The sequence below is a fragment of the Cupriavidus sp. CPT47-8839-RL05A genome, from assembly GCF_058792255.1.
Genome location: NZ_JBYTEG010000004.1, coordinates 264475 through 279635 on the forward strand (window position 1 = coordinate 264475; position 15161 = coordinate 279635).

At 63.4% G+C, this 15161-nt stretch carries 12 protein-coding genes and 2 pseudogenes; 6 read left to right on the plus strand and 8 right to left on the minus strand.

Annotation, left to right across the window (positions count from 1 at the left end; translation table 11 throughout):
- Positions 1–2 precede the first annotated feature (2 nt).
- On the minus strand, positions 3–965 hold the full coding sequence (locus AC3WVS_RS06465) for a MurR/RpiR family transcriptional regulator (RefSeq protein ID WP_492317872.1): 963 nt from the start codon (positions 963–965) through the stop codon (positions 3–5).
- A gap of 284 nt (positions 966–1249) precedes the next feature.
- Here AC3WVS_RS06465 and AC3WVS_RS06470 point away from each other — a divergent pair, with 284 nt between their 5' ends.
- Complete coding sequence (locus tag AC3WVS_RS06470) at positions 1250–3184, plus strand: ATP-binding cassette domain-containing protein (RefSeq protein ID WP_492317873.1); 1935 nt, start codon at positions 1250–1252, stop codon at positions 3182–3184.
- Positions 3185–3285: 101 nt separating this feature from the next.
- Positions 3286–3595: pseudogene (locus AC3WVS_RS06475) on the plus strand (Tn3 family transposase); the annotation flags it as partial.
- Between the two features lie 227 nt (positions 3596–3822).
- On the opposite strand, the gene AC3WVS_RS06480 reads toward AC3WVS_RS06475, so the two are convergent.
- The 3 genes from AC3WVS_RS06480 to AC3WVS_RS06490 form a co-directional block, all read right to left on the minus strand.
- The gene (locus AC3WVS_RS06480) at positions 3823–4623 is read right to left on the minus strand and encodes a class I SAM-dependent methyltransferase (RefSeq protein ID WP_492317874.1); all 801 of its coding nucleotides are present in this window, start codon (positions 4621–4623) and stop codon (positions 3823–3825) included.
- A gap of 393 nt (positions 4624–5016) precedes the next feature.
- Complete coding sequence (locus tag AC3WVS_RS06485) at positions 5017–6036, minus strand: ATP-grasp domain-containing protein (protein WP_492317947.1); 1020 nt, start codon at positions 6034–6036, stop codon at positions 5017–5019.
- A gap of 429 nt (positions 6037–6465) precedes the next feature.
- Positions 6466–7122, minus strand: coding sequence for a sugar transferase (locus AC3WVS_RS06490; protein ID WP_492317875.1), 657 nt, complete (start codon positions 7120–7122; stop codon positions 6466–6468).
- A 270-nt stretch (positions 7123–7392) separates the two neighbouring features.
- Here AC3WVS_RS06490 and AC3WVS_RS06495 point away from each other — a divergent pair, with 270 nt between their 5' ends.
- The 3 genes and pseudogenes from AC3WVS_RS06495 to AC3WVS_RS06505 all read left to right on the plus strand — a co-directional run.
- Positions 7393–7695 (plus strand): hypothetical protein, encoded by a 303-nt coding sequence (locus AC3WVS_RS06495; protein ID WP_492317876.1) that lies wholly within the window; start codon positions 7393–7395, stop codon positions 7693–7695.
- 90 nt (positions 7696–7785) lie between these two features.
- Positions 7786–9126 (plus strand): NAD(P)-binding domain-containing protein, encoded by a 1341-nt coding sequence (locus tag AC3WVS_RS06500; protein ID WP_492317877.1) that lies wholly within the window; start codon positions 7786–7788, stop codon positions 9124–9126.
- Positions 9127–9194: 68 nt separating this feature from the next.
- Positions 9195–9371 (plus strand): annotated as a pseudogene (locus AC3WVS_RS06505) (transposase); the annotation flags it as partial.
- A gap of 113 nt (positions 9372–9484) precedes the next feature.
- On the opposite strand, the gene AC3WVS_RS06510 reads toward AC3WVS_RS06505, so the two are convergent.
- The 4 genes from AC3WVS_RS06510 to alr all read right to left on the minus strand — a co-directional run bounded on the left by AC3WVS_RS06510 (position 9485) and on the right by alr (position 13260).
- The gene (locus AC3WVS_RS06510) at positions 9485–9970 is read right to left on the minus strand and encodes a disulfide bond formation protein B (RefSeq protein ID WP_010810635.1); all 486 of its coding nucleotides are present in this window, start codon (positions 9968–9970) and stop codon (positions 9485–9487) included.
- A gap of 144 nt (positions 9971–10114) precedes the next feature.
- A complete protein-coding gene (locus tag AC3WVS_RS06515) occupies positions 10115–10678 on the minus strand; it encodes a GNAT family N-acetyltransferase (protein ID WP_492317878.1) in 564 nt (187 codons plus the stop codon).
- A 3-nt stretch (positions 10679–10681) separates the two neighbouring features.
- Complete coding sequence (radA, locus tag AC3WVS_RS06520) at positions 10682–12043, minus strand: DNA repair protein RadA (protein WP_492317879.1); 1362 nt, start codon at positions 12041–12043, stop codon at positions 10682–10684.
- Between the two features lie 95 nt (positions 12044–12138).
- Positions 12139–13260: an alanine racemase gene (gene alr / locus AC3WVS_RS06525; protein WP_492317880.1), complete on the minus strand. Its 1122-nt coding sequence runs from the start codon at positions 13258–13260 to the stop codon at positions 12139–12141.
- Between the two features lie 569 nt (positions 13261–13829).
- Between alr and lplT the strand changes: the two genes are divergently transcribed.
- Positions 13830–15149: a lysophospholipid transporter LplT gene (gene lplT / locus AC3WVS_RS06530; RefSeq protein ID WP_492317881.1), complete on the plus strand. Its 1320-nt coding sequence runs from the start codon at positions 13830–13832 to the stop codon at positions 15147–15149.
- The last annotated feature ends 12 nt before the right edge of the window (positions 15150–15161 follow it).

Sequence of the window (15161 nt, forward strand, 5' to 3'; positions counted from 1 at the left end):
GCTCAGGACTTGCGGGTGTTGGAGGATCGGCCGCGCTTGGCGCCGGCCGTGGGTTCGGTGGGCTGCGCGGTGCCGGGCGCGGCACGGCCGGCGGACTCCGCGGCCGGCGCGCCGTACAGCCACGGCAGCAGGAATTCGGTCATTTCGGCGGCGGCCTTGACCGGGCGCTCGGCCCGGTGCGCCACCGCGCCGCACAGCGCCTCGATCAGCGCCAGCACGGTGGCATCGGAGTTGGCCGAGAGCCGGTTGCCGGCCTGCGCGTAAAGCGCGATATCAGCGAGCGGCGCCAGCGGCGAGGTCGGCCCGTCGGTCAGCGCCAGCACCTGGCCGCCGCGCGACTTGGCCCGCTCGGCCAGTTCGATGGTGTCCGTGACGTAGCGCGGGAAGGCAATCACGATCAGCAGGTCGCTCGGCTGCTGCTTGAACAGCTGCCGCGCCGCATGCGAGGCGCCGCCGGCGCCCGCCACCGAGGTCACCATGCGGCAGTGCATTTCCAGCCCGTGCTGCAGCAGGCCAGCCAGGAAACCGCTGGCACCGAAGCCGGCCACGTAGACACGCTGCGCCGCCAGGATCGCCGAGACCGCGCGCTCGCAGGCCTCCGGGTCGATGCCGCGCCGCGTGGCTTCGGCGTTGGCCGCGGCATCTTCGAGCGAGGCGGCAAAGACTTCGGCCGCGGTCGCTGGCCGCTCCAGCTCGCTGCGCAACCGCTCCACCGGAGCCAGCGTGGCCTCGAAGCCGCGCACCAGCTCGGCCCGGAACTGCGGATAGCCGTCGAACCCCAGCGCCCGCGCAAAGCGGTTGGCCGTGGCCACCGACACCTCCACCGCCGCGGCAAATTCGTCGATGCGCATGGTCGCCGCGCGGAACAGATTGGCCAACACGTATTCCGCCATGCGGCGGTGCGCCGGCGTCAGCGTCGGCAGGCTGCGCGCAATGCGGTCTGAGATCGAGTGGCCTTTTTGCATGGTGGAAGCGGTTGGTCTGGACGTCGTCTGGTGCACGCCGTTTTCGTGAAAATGAATTTACACGCAACGCACGAACAAGAAAATAGAGTTTTGCGAGACCAAGGGTAATCCCTGAATCGCCGCGGCACGAAGGCACATTGGCGGTGCACGTTGCCGAGCTGTTTTGCACCGTCAAGGCGTGCGGCGCACCGGAAACGCTACAATGCCGGCCAGCGCACCAGGCCCGGCGGTTGCCCGCTTTCTGCGCGCTTTTTCTGTTTTTCACTCAGGCATTTCCCCCTCCCGTGATCCGAATCGACCAGCTAGTCCTCCAGCGCGGCACCAAGGTGCTGTTCGACCACACCAGCGTGACGCTCAACCCGGGCGAGCGCGTGGGCCTCGTCGGCGCCAACGGCAGCGGCAAGTCGACGCTGTTCGCGCTGCTGCGCGGCGAGCTGCATCCGGACGGGGGCGACGTCATCGTGCCGGCGCAGTGGCGCGTCGCGCACGTGGCGCAGGAAACGCCTGCGGTCAGCCGCACCGCCGTGGATTACGTGATCGATGGCGACACCCGCCTGCGCGAGATCGAAGCCGCCATCGCCGCCGCACAGGCCAGCGGCGACGGGAGTGCCGAGGGCGAAGCCCACGCCGCCTTTGCCGACGCCGACGGCTACACCGCCCCGGCGCGCGCCGAGGCCCTGCTACTGGGCCTGGGTTTCACGCTGGCGCAGGTGTCGCAGCCGGTGGCCTCGTTCTCCGGCGGCTGGCGCATGCGCCTGAACCTGGCGCAAGCGCTGATGTGCCCGTCCGACCTGCTGCTGCTTGACGAACCGACCAACCACCTGGACCTGGACGCCATCGTCTGGCTGGAAGACTGGCTGGCGCGCTATCCCGGCACGCTGGTGATGATTTCGCACGACCGCGAATTCCTCGATGCGATCTGCAACGTCACCGTGCATATCGAGAACCAGCAACTGCGCCGCTACGGCGGCAACTACACGCTGTTCGAGACCCTGCGCCTGCAGCAGATGGCACAGCAGCAATCCGCCTACGTGCGCCAGCAGAAGGAAATCGCGCACCTGGAATCGTTCATCACGCGCTTCAAGGCCAAGGCGACCAAGGCGCGCCAGGCGCAGAGCCGCGTCAAGGCGCTGGAAAAGATGGAGCGGCTGGCGCCGGTGCACGTGGCCGCCGGCTTCGCCTTCGAGTTCCGCGAACCCGACGCCGCGCCCAACCCGATGATGGTGCTCGACGGTGTCGACTGCGGCTATGCCGAGGCCGAGCCGCCCGTCACCATCCTGCACAACCTGGCGCTGTCGATCCAGAACGGCCAGCGCATCGGCCTGCTCGGCGCCAACGGCCAGGGCAAGTCGACGCTGGTCAAGACGCTGGCGGGCACGCAGGATCCGCTCAAGGGCAACCTGCGCCTGGGCAAGGGCCTGCAGATCGGCTACTTCGCCCAGCACCAGCTGGAGACGCTGCGCGACCACGACTCGCCGCTGCAGCACCTGGCGCGGCTGGCACCCGATACCCGCGAGCAGGAACTGCGCGACTTCCTCGGCAGCTTCAACTTCCGCGGCGACATGGCCACTTCGCCGATCGAACCGTTCTCAGGCGGCGAGAAAGCGCGGCTGGCGCTGGCGCTGATCGTCTGGCAGAAGCCCAACCTGCTGCTGCTCGACGAACCGACCAACCACCTGGACCTCGACACCCGCGAGGCGCTGACCATGGCGCTGGCACAGTTCGAAGGCACGCTGATCCTGGTGTCGCACGACCGGCATCTGCTGCGCGCGACCGCCGACCAGTTCATGCTGGTGGCCGACGGCACCATCAAGCCGTTCGACGGCGACCTGGACGACTACCGCGACTGGCTGCTGCAACAGGCCGCGGCCAAGCGCAATGCCGCCACTGCCGCGCACCTGGCAGAGAACGCCGGCGATGCCGCGTCGGCGGTCAACCGCAAGGACCAGCGCCGCGCCGAGGCCGACGAGCGCCAGCGGTTGTCAGCACTGCGCAAGCCGTTGACGAAGGAACTGGAAAAGGTGGAAAAGCGCATGGCGGTACTGCAGACCGCCAAGGAGGAGATCGACCAGTTCATGGCCGATGAAAGCAGCTATGCCGAAGCCAACAAGACGAAGTTGATGGAGATGCTCAAGCGCCAGGGTGAGGTCAATGGCGAGCTGGAGACGCTGGAGGAGAAGTGGCTGGAGTTGCAGGAGCAGATCGAGCAGATTGCGTGAGGGGACGATAGCACTGATGCGCGATGCCTCGCGGTCTGGGGGGGCAGGAGTTTGGCGCTGCTTGTCACGGGAACGGCCATGGACGTTCTGGCCAACATTATTCTCTGCCGGCGGGTTACCACTTGCGCCACCGCAAGATGGGAGCGGTGGCCTACCGCCATGTTGCCGACAACTACATCGCCCGGCGTCGGCGTGTGGGAGGCCTACCTCATCGAGGGCCCGCTCAAGACAGGCTTGAGCGTGGAGGCCGGCACCGTGCATGCCGACACCCAGGCGCAGTCGGCCGCCGTTTTCGCCTTTACCTACCTGCTTGGCATCAAGCTGATGCCGCGGATTCGCAACTGGCAGGACCTGAAACTTTACCGAGCCGATCCCACCTCCAGGTATCGTAACAGTGACCGCCTCTTTTCGGGCGCAGTGGGTACACGCTCATCGGCACAGCCAGCTCAGCGGCCTCAGCACCGAGACTACCCGCGCCAAGTGCTGGGCCGCATCGCCGATCATCCAATTAACCGGACCCGAACTGCCGCCTGGGCCGTCGCTGCCGAGCTGCCGGCCCTCGAACCGGCCCTGGTCTCCTACGTCAAAATCCCTTGCCACCGTCAAGGACGGCACGTTACATCTTGGCAGAGGTTCAGTTAGGTTTGCCGAGGCAGTTCGTACGCGATGGTACGAATGACGCCTACGTTGTCCTGCACCTCGCAGAGTATCCGCGTCGACAAGGCTTTCAGCTCGAACGGCGGCTCCGTCACCACGATCCCGCTTGGTATAGCCCCCCAAATCCGGAGACCAGGACCGATCGGCTTGTCGAGATTTGGCGGGAAATCGGGTGCCAGAGGCAAGTACTCAGTCAGAATCAGGCTCTTGTATGGCGTCAGGCTGGCAAGCACGCCGGCAATGCGTGCGTTGTCCAGATGATCGAGCACCTGGCGCAGGAAAACGACGTCACCTCTCGGCCAGGGCTCGCTTGTGATGTCGAGGCACCGGAAGTCCACATCAAGACTGGAGAACCTGGTGCGGTTCGACTGGATGACTGCCTCGACCACGTCGCAAGCAATGTAGCGTGCGCAAGCCGGCCGGATACGGCTGCCGACATTGAAATCGCCGCAACCGAGGTCAACCACGTCTGGCCGGTATGGCAACGAGCCGAGGTAGGCCGTTACGGCTTCGACATAGGTGTCGACGATCGCCGGATCATGAGAACTGCTCCCGCTGTAGAACCCGGAGTGGTCCTTCGCCACGCCCCACCCCCCGGTTTCGTAGACATGGGAAAACACCTCGCGAAGCGCCTTTCCCTGATACAGGGCGCGGTCTTTGCGGATGGTCCGGTCGTGGTGGTATTTCAGCAACCAGGCTGGCGTGTACGGCTTGAGCCGTTGTTTCAGCCGTTGCATCAACACAGTGCGCAAAGGCTTGGTCGGTATGCTTGAAGTGTTCACAATATGCCTCCTGCAAAGAGTGGCGAAATGTGGACGGCCCGGGGCGGGCGGGTCGCGAGCCCTCAATCTATCGGGTGTGCAAACCGCACAATGTCTGGTTTCGCACATCGGAATGTCAAAAAGGTCCAGTGTATGGCGCGTCGGCAAGCATCTGACCGATGACGCTCTTCACGAGGGGACGCATTTGGCCGGCACCTGTCGCCTGGCGGCTCCCGGGCATCTGCCTCGCTGTGCTCACACCGAGCAGCGCTGCCGAATTGACCCGGCGCGCCATGGAAATGAGCGCGCAACCGCTCACGGAAATCGCCGCGATTTGCCGACAGTCTGGTTCAAGATCCATCTCGGACGAGTGTGGCTGCTCCGTCCTGTTGCATTGCTCGTTATCGCCTGCCTTTATCCCTCCTCAACCCATGCTCCCACGCCGACCGGGTAGTCGCACTTGGCCAGTTCGATACCGGCCTGATAGCGGACTTCCTGCCCTTGCTGCCCGCCGCGCACGCAATTCAGCAGTATCCGCACCAGGTTGGCTCCCGCTATATGGGTAAAGGGATAGCCTCCTCCGAATCTTGGATTCATCTCCAGCAGGTACTGACGCCCGTCGCGCTCGATCACATCGCAGTCGACATTGCCGATGTGCCGCAATTCGCGACTGATTCGCGTGGCCAGGTCGTTGAATGGCGCGCTTTCGACAGTGATCGCCCGGTCCGTCTCCCCCGCCCGCATCGACAGCTTCTTGCGGACCGCAAACCCGATCGGCCTCGCCTCAAGATCGTTGAAGATATCGAGCCCGTACTCCTGGCCCGAGATCACTTCCTGGATCAGCACCTCCATCCCTGGCTGTCCCATCTTTGCGAAAATCGATTTCAGCAGGATCCGCTGGCAGTACGCACGGGCGAAGCGAAGCTCGTTCAGGTCCTCGACCACGAAGATGCCAAAACTTGCGCTGCCCCAGCGGGGCTTGACAATCAGAGGGAAGGCTACCGAGCCCGTCGCAATGGCATGCTCTGCGCTTTCGAGGGTCGCATAGCTGCGCGGCGTGCACAGCCCGATTGATTCGGCGAACTGCGCAGTCAGGAACTTGTCCGCGCAAAGGTTAATGACCCCTGCCGACGAGATGACCGGTATCGTTCCGATTTCCCGAAACCGTTGAGCGTGCTCTGCAATGAGCGGGAGCTCCAAGTCATTCAGCGACAGGAGGGCCGAGACCCGATGCACCCTGCATACATCGATCAGGAAGTCGATGTAGTTATCCGCTAAGACGTCGGGGCCTACCAAGAACATGTCGCATGCGCTCGCGGCCGGCGCGCCGCGTTGCATGTCCACCCCAAGCACCATGCCGGTCCCGCTTAGCTCCGACTTGAAATACTCCACCAGATAGCGCCGTCTACCTATGCAGGTCAAAAGAACGTTCATCTTCACCCCAATGTCATTCCAATCAAAATGACCCTGCCATAGCCTCACAGGTCTTTCGATGCTTTCGTCGGACCGGATTTCGGCCCTGCGGCTGGAGCGCCGGCACTTTCTTCCTTGCAGTCCTTGAACCTGGGTTCACCGATCGCGCGAAGCCGTCCCGCCAGAACTGCGGCCATTGTCCTGCGCCCAACCGTACCACGTACCATCTAATCAGAATCACCGGCAGGAAAGAAGCACGATACGTGCGCCAATTCACGTAGTGGCAACACGCCTTTGAGCACCCACCGGCACAGCCTCTCACCAACGGCCGTCCCCTCCTGGTCCGGTAGTTTGTCTTGTTCGAGCTGAACTGCCACGATACGGCATCGATCTCTTCGCGAGAGAAGCATGGTCACAAGGAGAACATGCGGTATTCAGCATGAACACTCGTCATGCCGTGCGAATCGGAACTTCTTCTTTCTGCGCGGCCTCGGACTCGCTGGCGACGTACTGGGTGCCTGGGCTGCCTGTAAATGAAGGCACGGTCAGATCCCCCGCGGCGTTGATGCCCTGGCGGTCCATGACAGTGCCCACCGTGAGCCAGAGGATCTTCAGATCCAGCCAGAAAGAGCAGTGGTCCACATACCAGGTGTCGAAGTGAAACTTATCTTCCCAGCTCAGAGAGTTCCGCCCGTTCACCTGCGCCCAGCCGGAAATGCCGGGACGGACCAGATGACGACGTGCCTGGTCCGGTGAGTAGAACGGCAGGTACTTCATCGGCAAAGGCCGTGGACCAATGACACTCATGTCGCCCACCAGAACGCACCAGAACTGAGGCAGCTCATCGAGACTGGAGCGGCGCAGAAAATTGCCGAACGGCGTGAGCCTGTCATCATCCGGCAAGAGCTCGTCATCAGGGCCTCGCTCTTCCGTCATGGTTCGGAACTTCACGACTTCGAATGGCCTGGCACCCAGGCCTGCACGTGTTGCACGAAACAGCACCGGACTGCCCAGCTTCCATCGCACTGCGCCAGCCAGGATCAGCAACGGAATGGCCAGCACGAGCAATGCCATGGAGGCGAAAACTATGTCGAACAAACGCTTCATGATCGATCCGCCCAGTTCGTCCCGCAGCGGCATTCATGGCCATCCCCTGACAGACAATGGATTTCCGCTCCGGCGTCTATCTAACCAAAGCCGAGCCTCCGTGTGAAGGACCAAAATGTGGTCGAGGCCACGTTGCGCCGCGCCACCGGTGCTGGAACGGTTGCATCGCCAGGAATTCGACTATGTCCGCCATGGCATACATGGCTCTGACGACCTGCGCCTGCGCGCAAGCCGTGTCCGGCCACCCGAAAGAGAATCAAGAAAGCGAGTGTGCGCGCCCGTACAGATGACACGGCGGCCTGGTTCTGGATTGCCTTAATCTGGCTGGACGGCACGATAGAAGCAATCGGAAATCGCTGTGCAGCACGCCACGCTGATCTATTGGACACGCTGAATAGGGCGATCGCAACTGTTCAATTGCTTGGATTGGCGCGCCCGATGGTCAATCGTGAAGTCAATAGTGCGGTTGATCTCTCAAGGCGCCGCACTATGGTCGCGCCATGCCTGTGGTTATTTGGTTCGCACTTTCAGTGGCATGATTTTATCGAAGACATGACAGCACCGGAAAAATGATTCAAGAATGATTTTCTGCACCGCAGCATCATGCGGTGGTCCGTACTGCGCGGCTCCGCAAGCCAGGCAAGTTTAAGGGGAAGAGCAATAATGATCTCGTCGACGGATACGGTTATCATCGGAGCTGGTCCCTATGGCTTATCGGTTTCGGCCTACCTGACCTCAGCTGGCGTGCCTCATCAAATTCTTGGGAAACCAATGCATGCCTGGAGGAATTTCATGCCTCCAGGCATGCTGTTGCGCTCGGAAGGATTTGCCTCGAATCTCTATGCGCCGCGGGAAGGCTATACGATTGAAGAATATTGCCGTCGCAATCGTATTGAATATAAACCGATTGGTATGCACCTGCCGCTCGAGCTCTTCGTGGAATACGGGCTTTGGTTTCAGTCGCAGTTGGTCAGTCATGTTCGCGCAGTGGAAGTTGTCGATATGCACCGCAAGGATGCATTCTTCCGGCTGGCCCTGGGCGACGGCAGTTCCCTGGCGGCGCGGCGCGTGGTAATGGCTTTGGGTCTGAAGGGATTTTCGCAAATGCCTCCGGCACTACAGGGCATGCCGACACCTTACGTGGTTCACTCCAGCGAATTCGGGAGTCTGGAATGGGCTAAGAACAAGAACATCGTCGTTGTGGGCGGAGGTCAGTCGGCAATCGGGCTCGCAGCACTGTTGAGCGAGATCGGAGCGCGGGTTCGCTTACTCGTGCGCGGTGCGACTGTGAATTGGAGTAATGAACCGCGTACCTCCCGCGGGGGTATCTCAAGGCTACTGAGATCGCACGTCGGGATAGGACGCGGTTGGCAGTCGAATACTCCGAGCGCTCTTTTGTCTTCCTTCTTGGTGTCCGAGTACCCTATTGTCTTCCACATGATGAATCTTGAGCGCCGCATGAGAACTCTAGAGACTGGGTGGGGACCGTCGGGTGCCTGGTGGCTGCGCAATCGCGTGGATGGCAAGATTGATATCTTGACTCAGACTGAAATCAGGCAGGCCGAAGTCAAGAATGGTCAGGTAGTTCTGCAGGTCGCGACCAGGAACGAAACGTCCTGCATTAGCGCTGATCATGTTGTTGTCGCGACGGGGTTCAAGGTTGACATGGCCAGACATTCCTTCATTTCCCAGGAACTCTTGAATTCGCTTTCACTCATTGACGGCTCGCCAAGTCTGACGCGCAATTTCGAAACCAATGTACGCGACCTATATGTGGTTGGGCCGGCCGCCGCGCTGAGCTTTGGGCCTGCTCTGCGTTTCATCTATGGCGCAAAATATGCGGCTCCACAGTTGGCACGGCACATCAGTAGATGCTTCAAGAATGAAACCAGGATTTCCGTCGCCCAGTCACAGGCCCTCCCTTCGGAGCTGGTCGAGGGAAGTGGTGGCAGCGGCCTGCATGGACAAAGCATACTTCAGGCCCCGGGAAATAATATCGAATAGTTTCAGAAGGCGCTCTCAACTTGCTAAGAGCGAGACGGAGTAGTGGCAAGCCGGACCACTGCACCCGGGATATCCTGACTGCGGTGGCAGACGGCCTCAAGGGCATGGAACAGGCCCTGAACGCCGTGTTCCCCCAAACGAGGCTGCAGTCCTGCATCGTGCATCTGATCCGCAACAGCCTGGAATACGCCAGCAGGAAGGAGTGCCGGGCCGTGGCGGCGGCGATCAAGCTACTGTGGCTGGCCCTGCGCAACAGGTACTACCCGACTACGTCAAAGCAAACCAGCGCTGCTCGAAAATCCGTTGCATCAAACAAACACCGGCGCCTGGTGCGCCGGTTTCCTTATCAGTTCACCACTCAGCGGAAATTCTTCTCGCGCCGGATCAACCCCACCGCCAGCGTCAGCGTCAGGATAAACAGCCAGATCAGCGACCATGCCGGCACCGACAGCCCCAGCACCGGCGGCAGCGGCGCGGTGCACAGGCCATCCGCGTAGAACACCTGCGGCAGCGCCTTGGCAGTCGGCAGCGCGTTGACCCAGTTCTCCAGCGGATCGATGCCGCAGCTGGCCTTGGGATTGAGCAGCAGCGACACGTGGTAGACCGCCACCGCAATCCCGGCGATGCCGGACAGCATGCCCAGGCCCTGCCACAGCGAGCGCGTGTTCTGCGCCACCGCGGCCAGCAGCGAGAAGATGCCGATGCCGATAAAGGCAAAGCGCTGCATCACGCAGAGCGGGCAAGGCTGGTAGCCCTTTTCAAACTGCAGGTAGAGCGCAACGCCGACCAGGCCGAAGGAAACGAGGGCGATCAGCAGGAAATAGGCGCGAGAGTTGGCTTGCATAGTGGGTGATCAGGTAATCCGGTAAGCGCTGCCGTCGGTTGATGGCGCGGCATTGCTGCGCATTATTACCTATTTTGCAGCGCCTGCAGTTGGCGTCACACGCAGCGCAAGCCCCCTGCCCTGTGGCGGATTGACGCAGGTGTGCTATGCGCCGGCTGCCTGCCACGCCGTGCGCGGCAAACGGTACAGGCAGTGGGGCCGCAAGGGGTGCCCTTGCGGCAACGCGGGATGCTCGAAACCCACGGCATCCTCACGCATGCCGAGCCTTTCCATGACCGCCCGCGAGCGGGCGTTGGCGAGTGTCGTGAAGGACACGATCTCATCCAGCCCCAGCCGCTCAAAGCCCCAGGCAAGCGCGCCGCGTGCCGCCTCGGTCGCGTAGCCGCTGCCCCAGGCGTGCCGCGCCAGGCGCCAGGCGATCTCCACGCAAGGCGCGAACGGCAGCGCCGCGGTGGGTTCGTGCAGTCCGACAAACCCCAGGAAAACACCGTCCGCCTTGCGCTCCGCCACCCAGACGCCCCATCCCTTCGCTGCGATCAGGCTGCGGCAGCGGTCGGCCATCGCATCGCTTTCAGCACGCGCCAGCGGCGCAGGGAAATAGCGCATCACCTGCGCATCGGCATTGAGCGCGGCAAACGGCGCATAGTCCGCCTCGCGCCACTGGCGCAGCCGCAGGCGTTCGGTCTCGAAGGCGATGCCGTCGTCCATGGCTCAGTCCAGATGGCGCACGCGGTCGATGGCCTGCTCGATGCGTTCCACCGCGATCACTTCGAGCCCGTCGATCCTCTGTTTGGGCGCGTTCGCCTTGGGAATCACGGCGATCGTAAAGCCCAGCTTGGCGGCTTCCTTCAGCCGCTCCTGCCCGCGCGGGCTGGGCCGGATCTCGCCGGCCAGGCCGACTTCGCCGAACACCACCAGGCCGCGCGGCAGCGGCTTGTTGCGCATCGAGGAATGGATCGACAGCAGCACCGCGAGGTCGGCGGCAGGCTCGGTGATCTTGACCCCGCCCACCGCGTTCAGGAACACATCCTGGTCAAAGCAGGCAATGCCCGCGTGCCGGTGCAGCACGGCCAGCAGCAGCGCCAGCCGGTTCTGCTCAAGGCCCACCGCCAGCCGGCGCGGGTTGGGCACATGGGCGGTATCGACCAGCGCCTGGATCTCCACCAGCAGCGGACGCGTGCCCTCCTGCGTCACCAGCACGCACGAGCCCGGCACGGTCTCTTCGTGCTGCGACAGGAACAGCGCCGACGGATTGCTGATGCCGCGCAGGCCGCGCTCGGTCATGGCAAACACGCCCAGCTCATTGACCGCGCCGAAGCGGTTCTTGAAGGCGCGGATCAGCCGGTGCGACGAATGGGTATCGCCCTCGAAATACAGCACCGTATCGACGATATGCTCCAGCACGCGCGGACCGGCCAGGCTGCCTTCCTTGGTCACATGGCCGACCAGGATGATGGTGATGCCGCTGCTCTTGGCAATGCGCGTCAGCTGCGCCGCGCATTCGCGCACCTGCGCCACCGAGCCCGGCGCGGAGGTCAACGCCTCTGAGTACAGCGTCTGGATCGAGTCGATCACCGCGACTTCGGGCTTTTCCACTTCCAGCGTGGCCTGGATCTTCTCCAGCTGGATTTCGGCGAGCAGCCCCAGCGACGGGCTTTCCACGCCCAGCCGCTGCGCGCGCAGCGCGATCTGCGCACCGGATTCTTCGCCGCTGACGTAGAGCACGCGGCGCTGGCCCGCAAGGTTGGCCAGGGCCTGCAGCAGCAGCGTGGACTTGCCGATGCCGGGATCGCCGCCGATCAGCACCACCCCGCCCGACACCAGGCCGCCGCCCAGCACGCGGTCGAATTCATCGATGCCGCTGGAGAAGCGCGGCACGTCGGCGGCATCGATCTCCGACAGCTTGCGCACCGTGGCCGAGGCGGCCAGCGGCTGGAAGCGCTTGTTCGCGGCGGACTCGGCCACCGTCTCCACCAGCGTGTTCCACTGCTGGCAATGCGGGCACTGGCCGGCCCAGCGCGGCGTGGTGCCGCCGCATTCAGTACACGTATAGACAGTCTTGGTCTTGGCCAACGGATGTCCTTGCAGGAAAAAACGAGCCGGGCCCACAAGTGGCCCGGCCGGCAGATGGTAAGTGCGCGGGCCTGCGCCCGCACCAGCGCCCCGGATCAGGCCACGGCAGGCGCGGCGCTGTCCGAGGCCGTGATCGTCGCCACCGAGGTCGGCACGCGCGGCGCCAGCGCGCACATCAGCTCATAGCCCACCGTGCCGCTGGCCTGCGCCACCTCGTCGATCGGCAGGCCCTGGCCCCACAGCGTGACCGGGCTGCCGACCCTGGCCTTCGGGCACGGGGTCAGGTCCACGCACAGCATGTCCATCGACACGCGCCCGACCAGTTCGGTGCGCACGCCATCGACCAGCACCGGCGCGCGCTGCTCGCCCCAGCCCGACGCATGGCGCGGGTAGCCGTCGGCATAGCCGCACGCCACCACGCCGATGCGCATCGGCCGCTCGGCGGTGAACAAGGAGCCGTAGCCGACGGTATCGCCCGGCTGCAGGTCCTGCACCGAGATCAGTTCGCTGTGCAGCGACATGGCGGGCTGCAGGCCGGTGCCGGCAATATCGGCATCGCGCCCGGTCGGCGAGGCGCCGTACAGGATGATGCCCGGGCGCACCCAGGCGCGGTGCGCCTGCGGGTGCCACAGCACCGCGGCCGAGTTCGACAGGCTGGCCTCGCCCGGCAGGTTGGCCGTGGCGGCGTCGAAGGCCTCGATCTGGTGGGCGATGCCTCGGGCACTATCCGCATCGGAAAAATGCGTCATATGGACGATACTGCCCACGCAGGGCATGGCGCGTGCGCGCTCCCAGGCGGTACGGTAAGCGGCCGGATGGAAGCCGAGCCGGTTCATGCCGGTATTGAGCTTGAGCTGGATTGCCAGCGGCCCCTTGGCGCGTGCGCTTTCCAGCATGCGCAGTTGCTCGTCGCAATGGATCGCGGTGGTCAGGCGGTATTGTTCGATGACGGCAACGTCCTGCGGCTGGAAGAAGCCCTCCAGCAGCAGGATCGGGCCCTGCCAGCCAAGGTCGCGCAGCAGCACGGCCTCGTTCAGGTCCAGCAGGCCGAAACCGTCGGCGCCCCGCAGGGCGGCAAAGACGCGGCGGATGCCGTGGCCGTAGGCATTGGCCTTGACCACCGCCCAGATGCGCGACTCCGGCGCCTTGCGGCGGATGATGTCGAGATTGTTGGCCAGGGCGGGTTGGTGGATGACAGCGTGGATGGGTCTTGGCATGGAAGTCACATCTCAGGAAGCGGACGAGCAAGCAGGCGGCGCTGACGGCATGGGCGGCCGCGCGGGCGCTGGAAGGACGGCTCTGTCTCAGTATCGATGGCGCAAACGTCACCTGTCGGTGTGCAGCAGCATGTTGCGGCGACTGGCATGCGGGAATGTGCGGAATTGGCACGCCCTTGTATCCCAGTCACCATATCGGTTCGACCACGCACCAGATCAGGGAAGACCCGGTCGGCTGGTCGCGATCGCAGTCGTTATTTGAACACATTCAGATGCCGTTGCCGGGGGTCATTGGGGAATCGGCGCGGCAATCCGCTGTCAAAAAGAGCCCTTGCCGGGGTTCGGGAATGTCATGTTTTCGTGATATAAAGCCGGACGCTCCGGCCATGTTCTAAAAGCGAAGCATTATGTCAATGACTGTCAGGCAAGCCTCAAGGCGCCGCAGCGCAGCACCACAGACACAATTCGACACGGCCGCGGCACAAGGTTCCCTGCAAACCATGGCCTCCCCGGTGGGCGCCAGCCTGGCCAACCTGAGCGGAGCTCGCGATGGAGAAAAAGTCGACAGCATGAAGAAGGGTTTTTACACCATCATGGCCGCGCAGTTTTTTTCTTCGCTGGCCGACAATGCCTTACTGATCGCCGCCATCGCCCTTCTCACCGAATTGCATTCCCCGCAGTGGATGACTCCGCTGCTCAAGCTGTTCTTCGTTCTTTCCTACGTCGTTCTCGCCGCCTTCGTCGGCGCCTTTGCCGATTCCATGCCCAAGGGGCGGGTGATGCTCATCACCAACGCCATCAAGGTGGTCGGCTGCGCCATCATGATGTTCGGGCTGCACCCGCTGCTGGCGTATGGCGTGGTGGGATTCGGCGCGGCGGCGTACTCGCCGGCCAAGTACGGCATCCTGACCGAGCTGCTGCCGCCGGAGAAACTGGTGCTGGCCAACGGCTGGATCGAAGGCCTGACGGTGGGCTCGATCATCCTGGGCACCGTGGTCGGCGGCGCGCTGATTTCCGTGCACGTGTCAGGCATGCTGCTGCAACTGGATGTGCCGTTCCTGAACACCGGGATCGACACCCCGGCCGAGGCCGCGATGGTGGTGATCATGCTGTTCTACGTGGTCGCCTCGATCTTCAACCTGTTTATCCCCGATACCGGCGCCCGCTATCCGGCGCAGGAAAAGAACCCGATCAGGCTGATCGCCGAGTTCGGCGACTGCTTCGTGGCGCTGTGGCGCGACAAGCTGGGCCAGATCTCGCTGGCGGTGACCACGCTGTTCTGGGGCGTGGGCGCCACGCTGCAGTTCATCGTGCTGAAGTGGGCCGAGAAATCGCTGGGCCTGAACCTGTCCCAGGGCGCGCTGCTGCAGGCCGTGGTGGCCGTGGGCGTGGCCGTGGGCGCGATCCTGGCCGCGGCGCGCATCCCGCTGCGCAAGTCGCTGTCGGTGCTGCCCTTTGGCGTGGCCATGGGCGCCACCGTGATGATCATGGCGTTCTACACCAAGGATGCGATGCCCAATGTCACGCTGGACGTGCTGGGCATGCATATGCCGCTGTACATGGCCATCGCCTATGTATTCCTGATGGTGGTGGGCGCCATGTCGGGCTACTTCGTGGTGCCGATGAACGCGCTGCTGCAGCACCGCGGGCACGTGCTGCTGTCGGCCGGCCACTCCATCGCGGTGCAGAACTTCAATGAGAACGTCTCGGTGCTGCTGATGCTGTGCCTGTATGCGCTGCTGATCAAGCTGAACGTGCCGATCGGCGTGGTCATCGTCGCACTGGGCCTGTTTATCTGCGTGACCATGGCGCTGGTGCTCAAGCTGCACAAGTACAACGCGCGCACCTTCAACTCGCTGGCGATGATCGGCGAGGACAAGCACCACTAGCCGGCGCAGCGA

Coding starts and splice junctions, on each gene's coding strand:
- alr (WP_492317880.1), bottom strand. CDS start 13,260: ATGCCAAGACCCATCCACGCTGTCATCCACCAACCCGCCCTGGCCAAC.
- AC3WVS_RS06485 (WP_492317947.1), bottom strand. CDS start 6,036: ATGAACGTTCTTTTGACCTGCATAGGTAGACGGCGCTATCTGGTGGAG.
- AC3WVS_RS06510 (WP_010810635.1), bottom strand. CDS start 9,970: ATGCAAGCCAACTCTCGCGCCTATTTCCTGCTGATCGCCCTCGTTTCC.
- AC3WVS_RS06500 (WP_492317877.1), top strand. CDS start 7,786: ATGATCTCGTCGACGGATACGGTTATCATCGGAGCTGGTCCCTATGGC.
- lplT (WP_492317881.1), top strand. CDS start 13,830: ATGAAGAAGGGTTTTTACACCATCATGGCCGCGCAGTTTTTTTCTTCG.
- AC3WVS_RS06515 (WP_492317878.1), bottom strand. CDS start 10,678: ATGGACGACGGCATCGCCTTCGAGACCGAACGCCTGCGGCTGCGCCAG.
- AC3WVS_RS06490 (WP_492317875.1), bottom strand. CDS start 7,122: ATGAAGCGTTTGTTCGACATAGTTTTCGCCTCCATGGCATTGCTCGTG.
- AC3WVS_RS06465 (WP_492317872.1), bottom strand. CDS start 965: ATGCAAAAAGGCCACTCGATCTCAGACCGCATTGCGCGCAGCCTGCCG.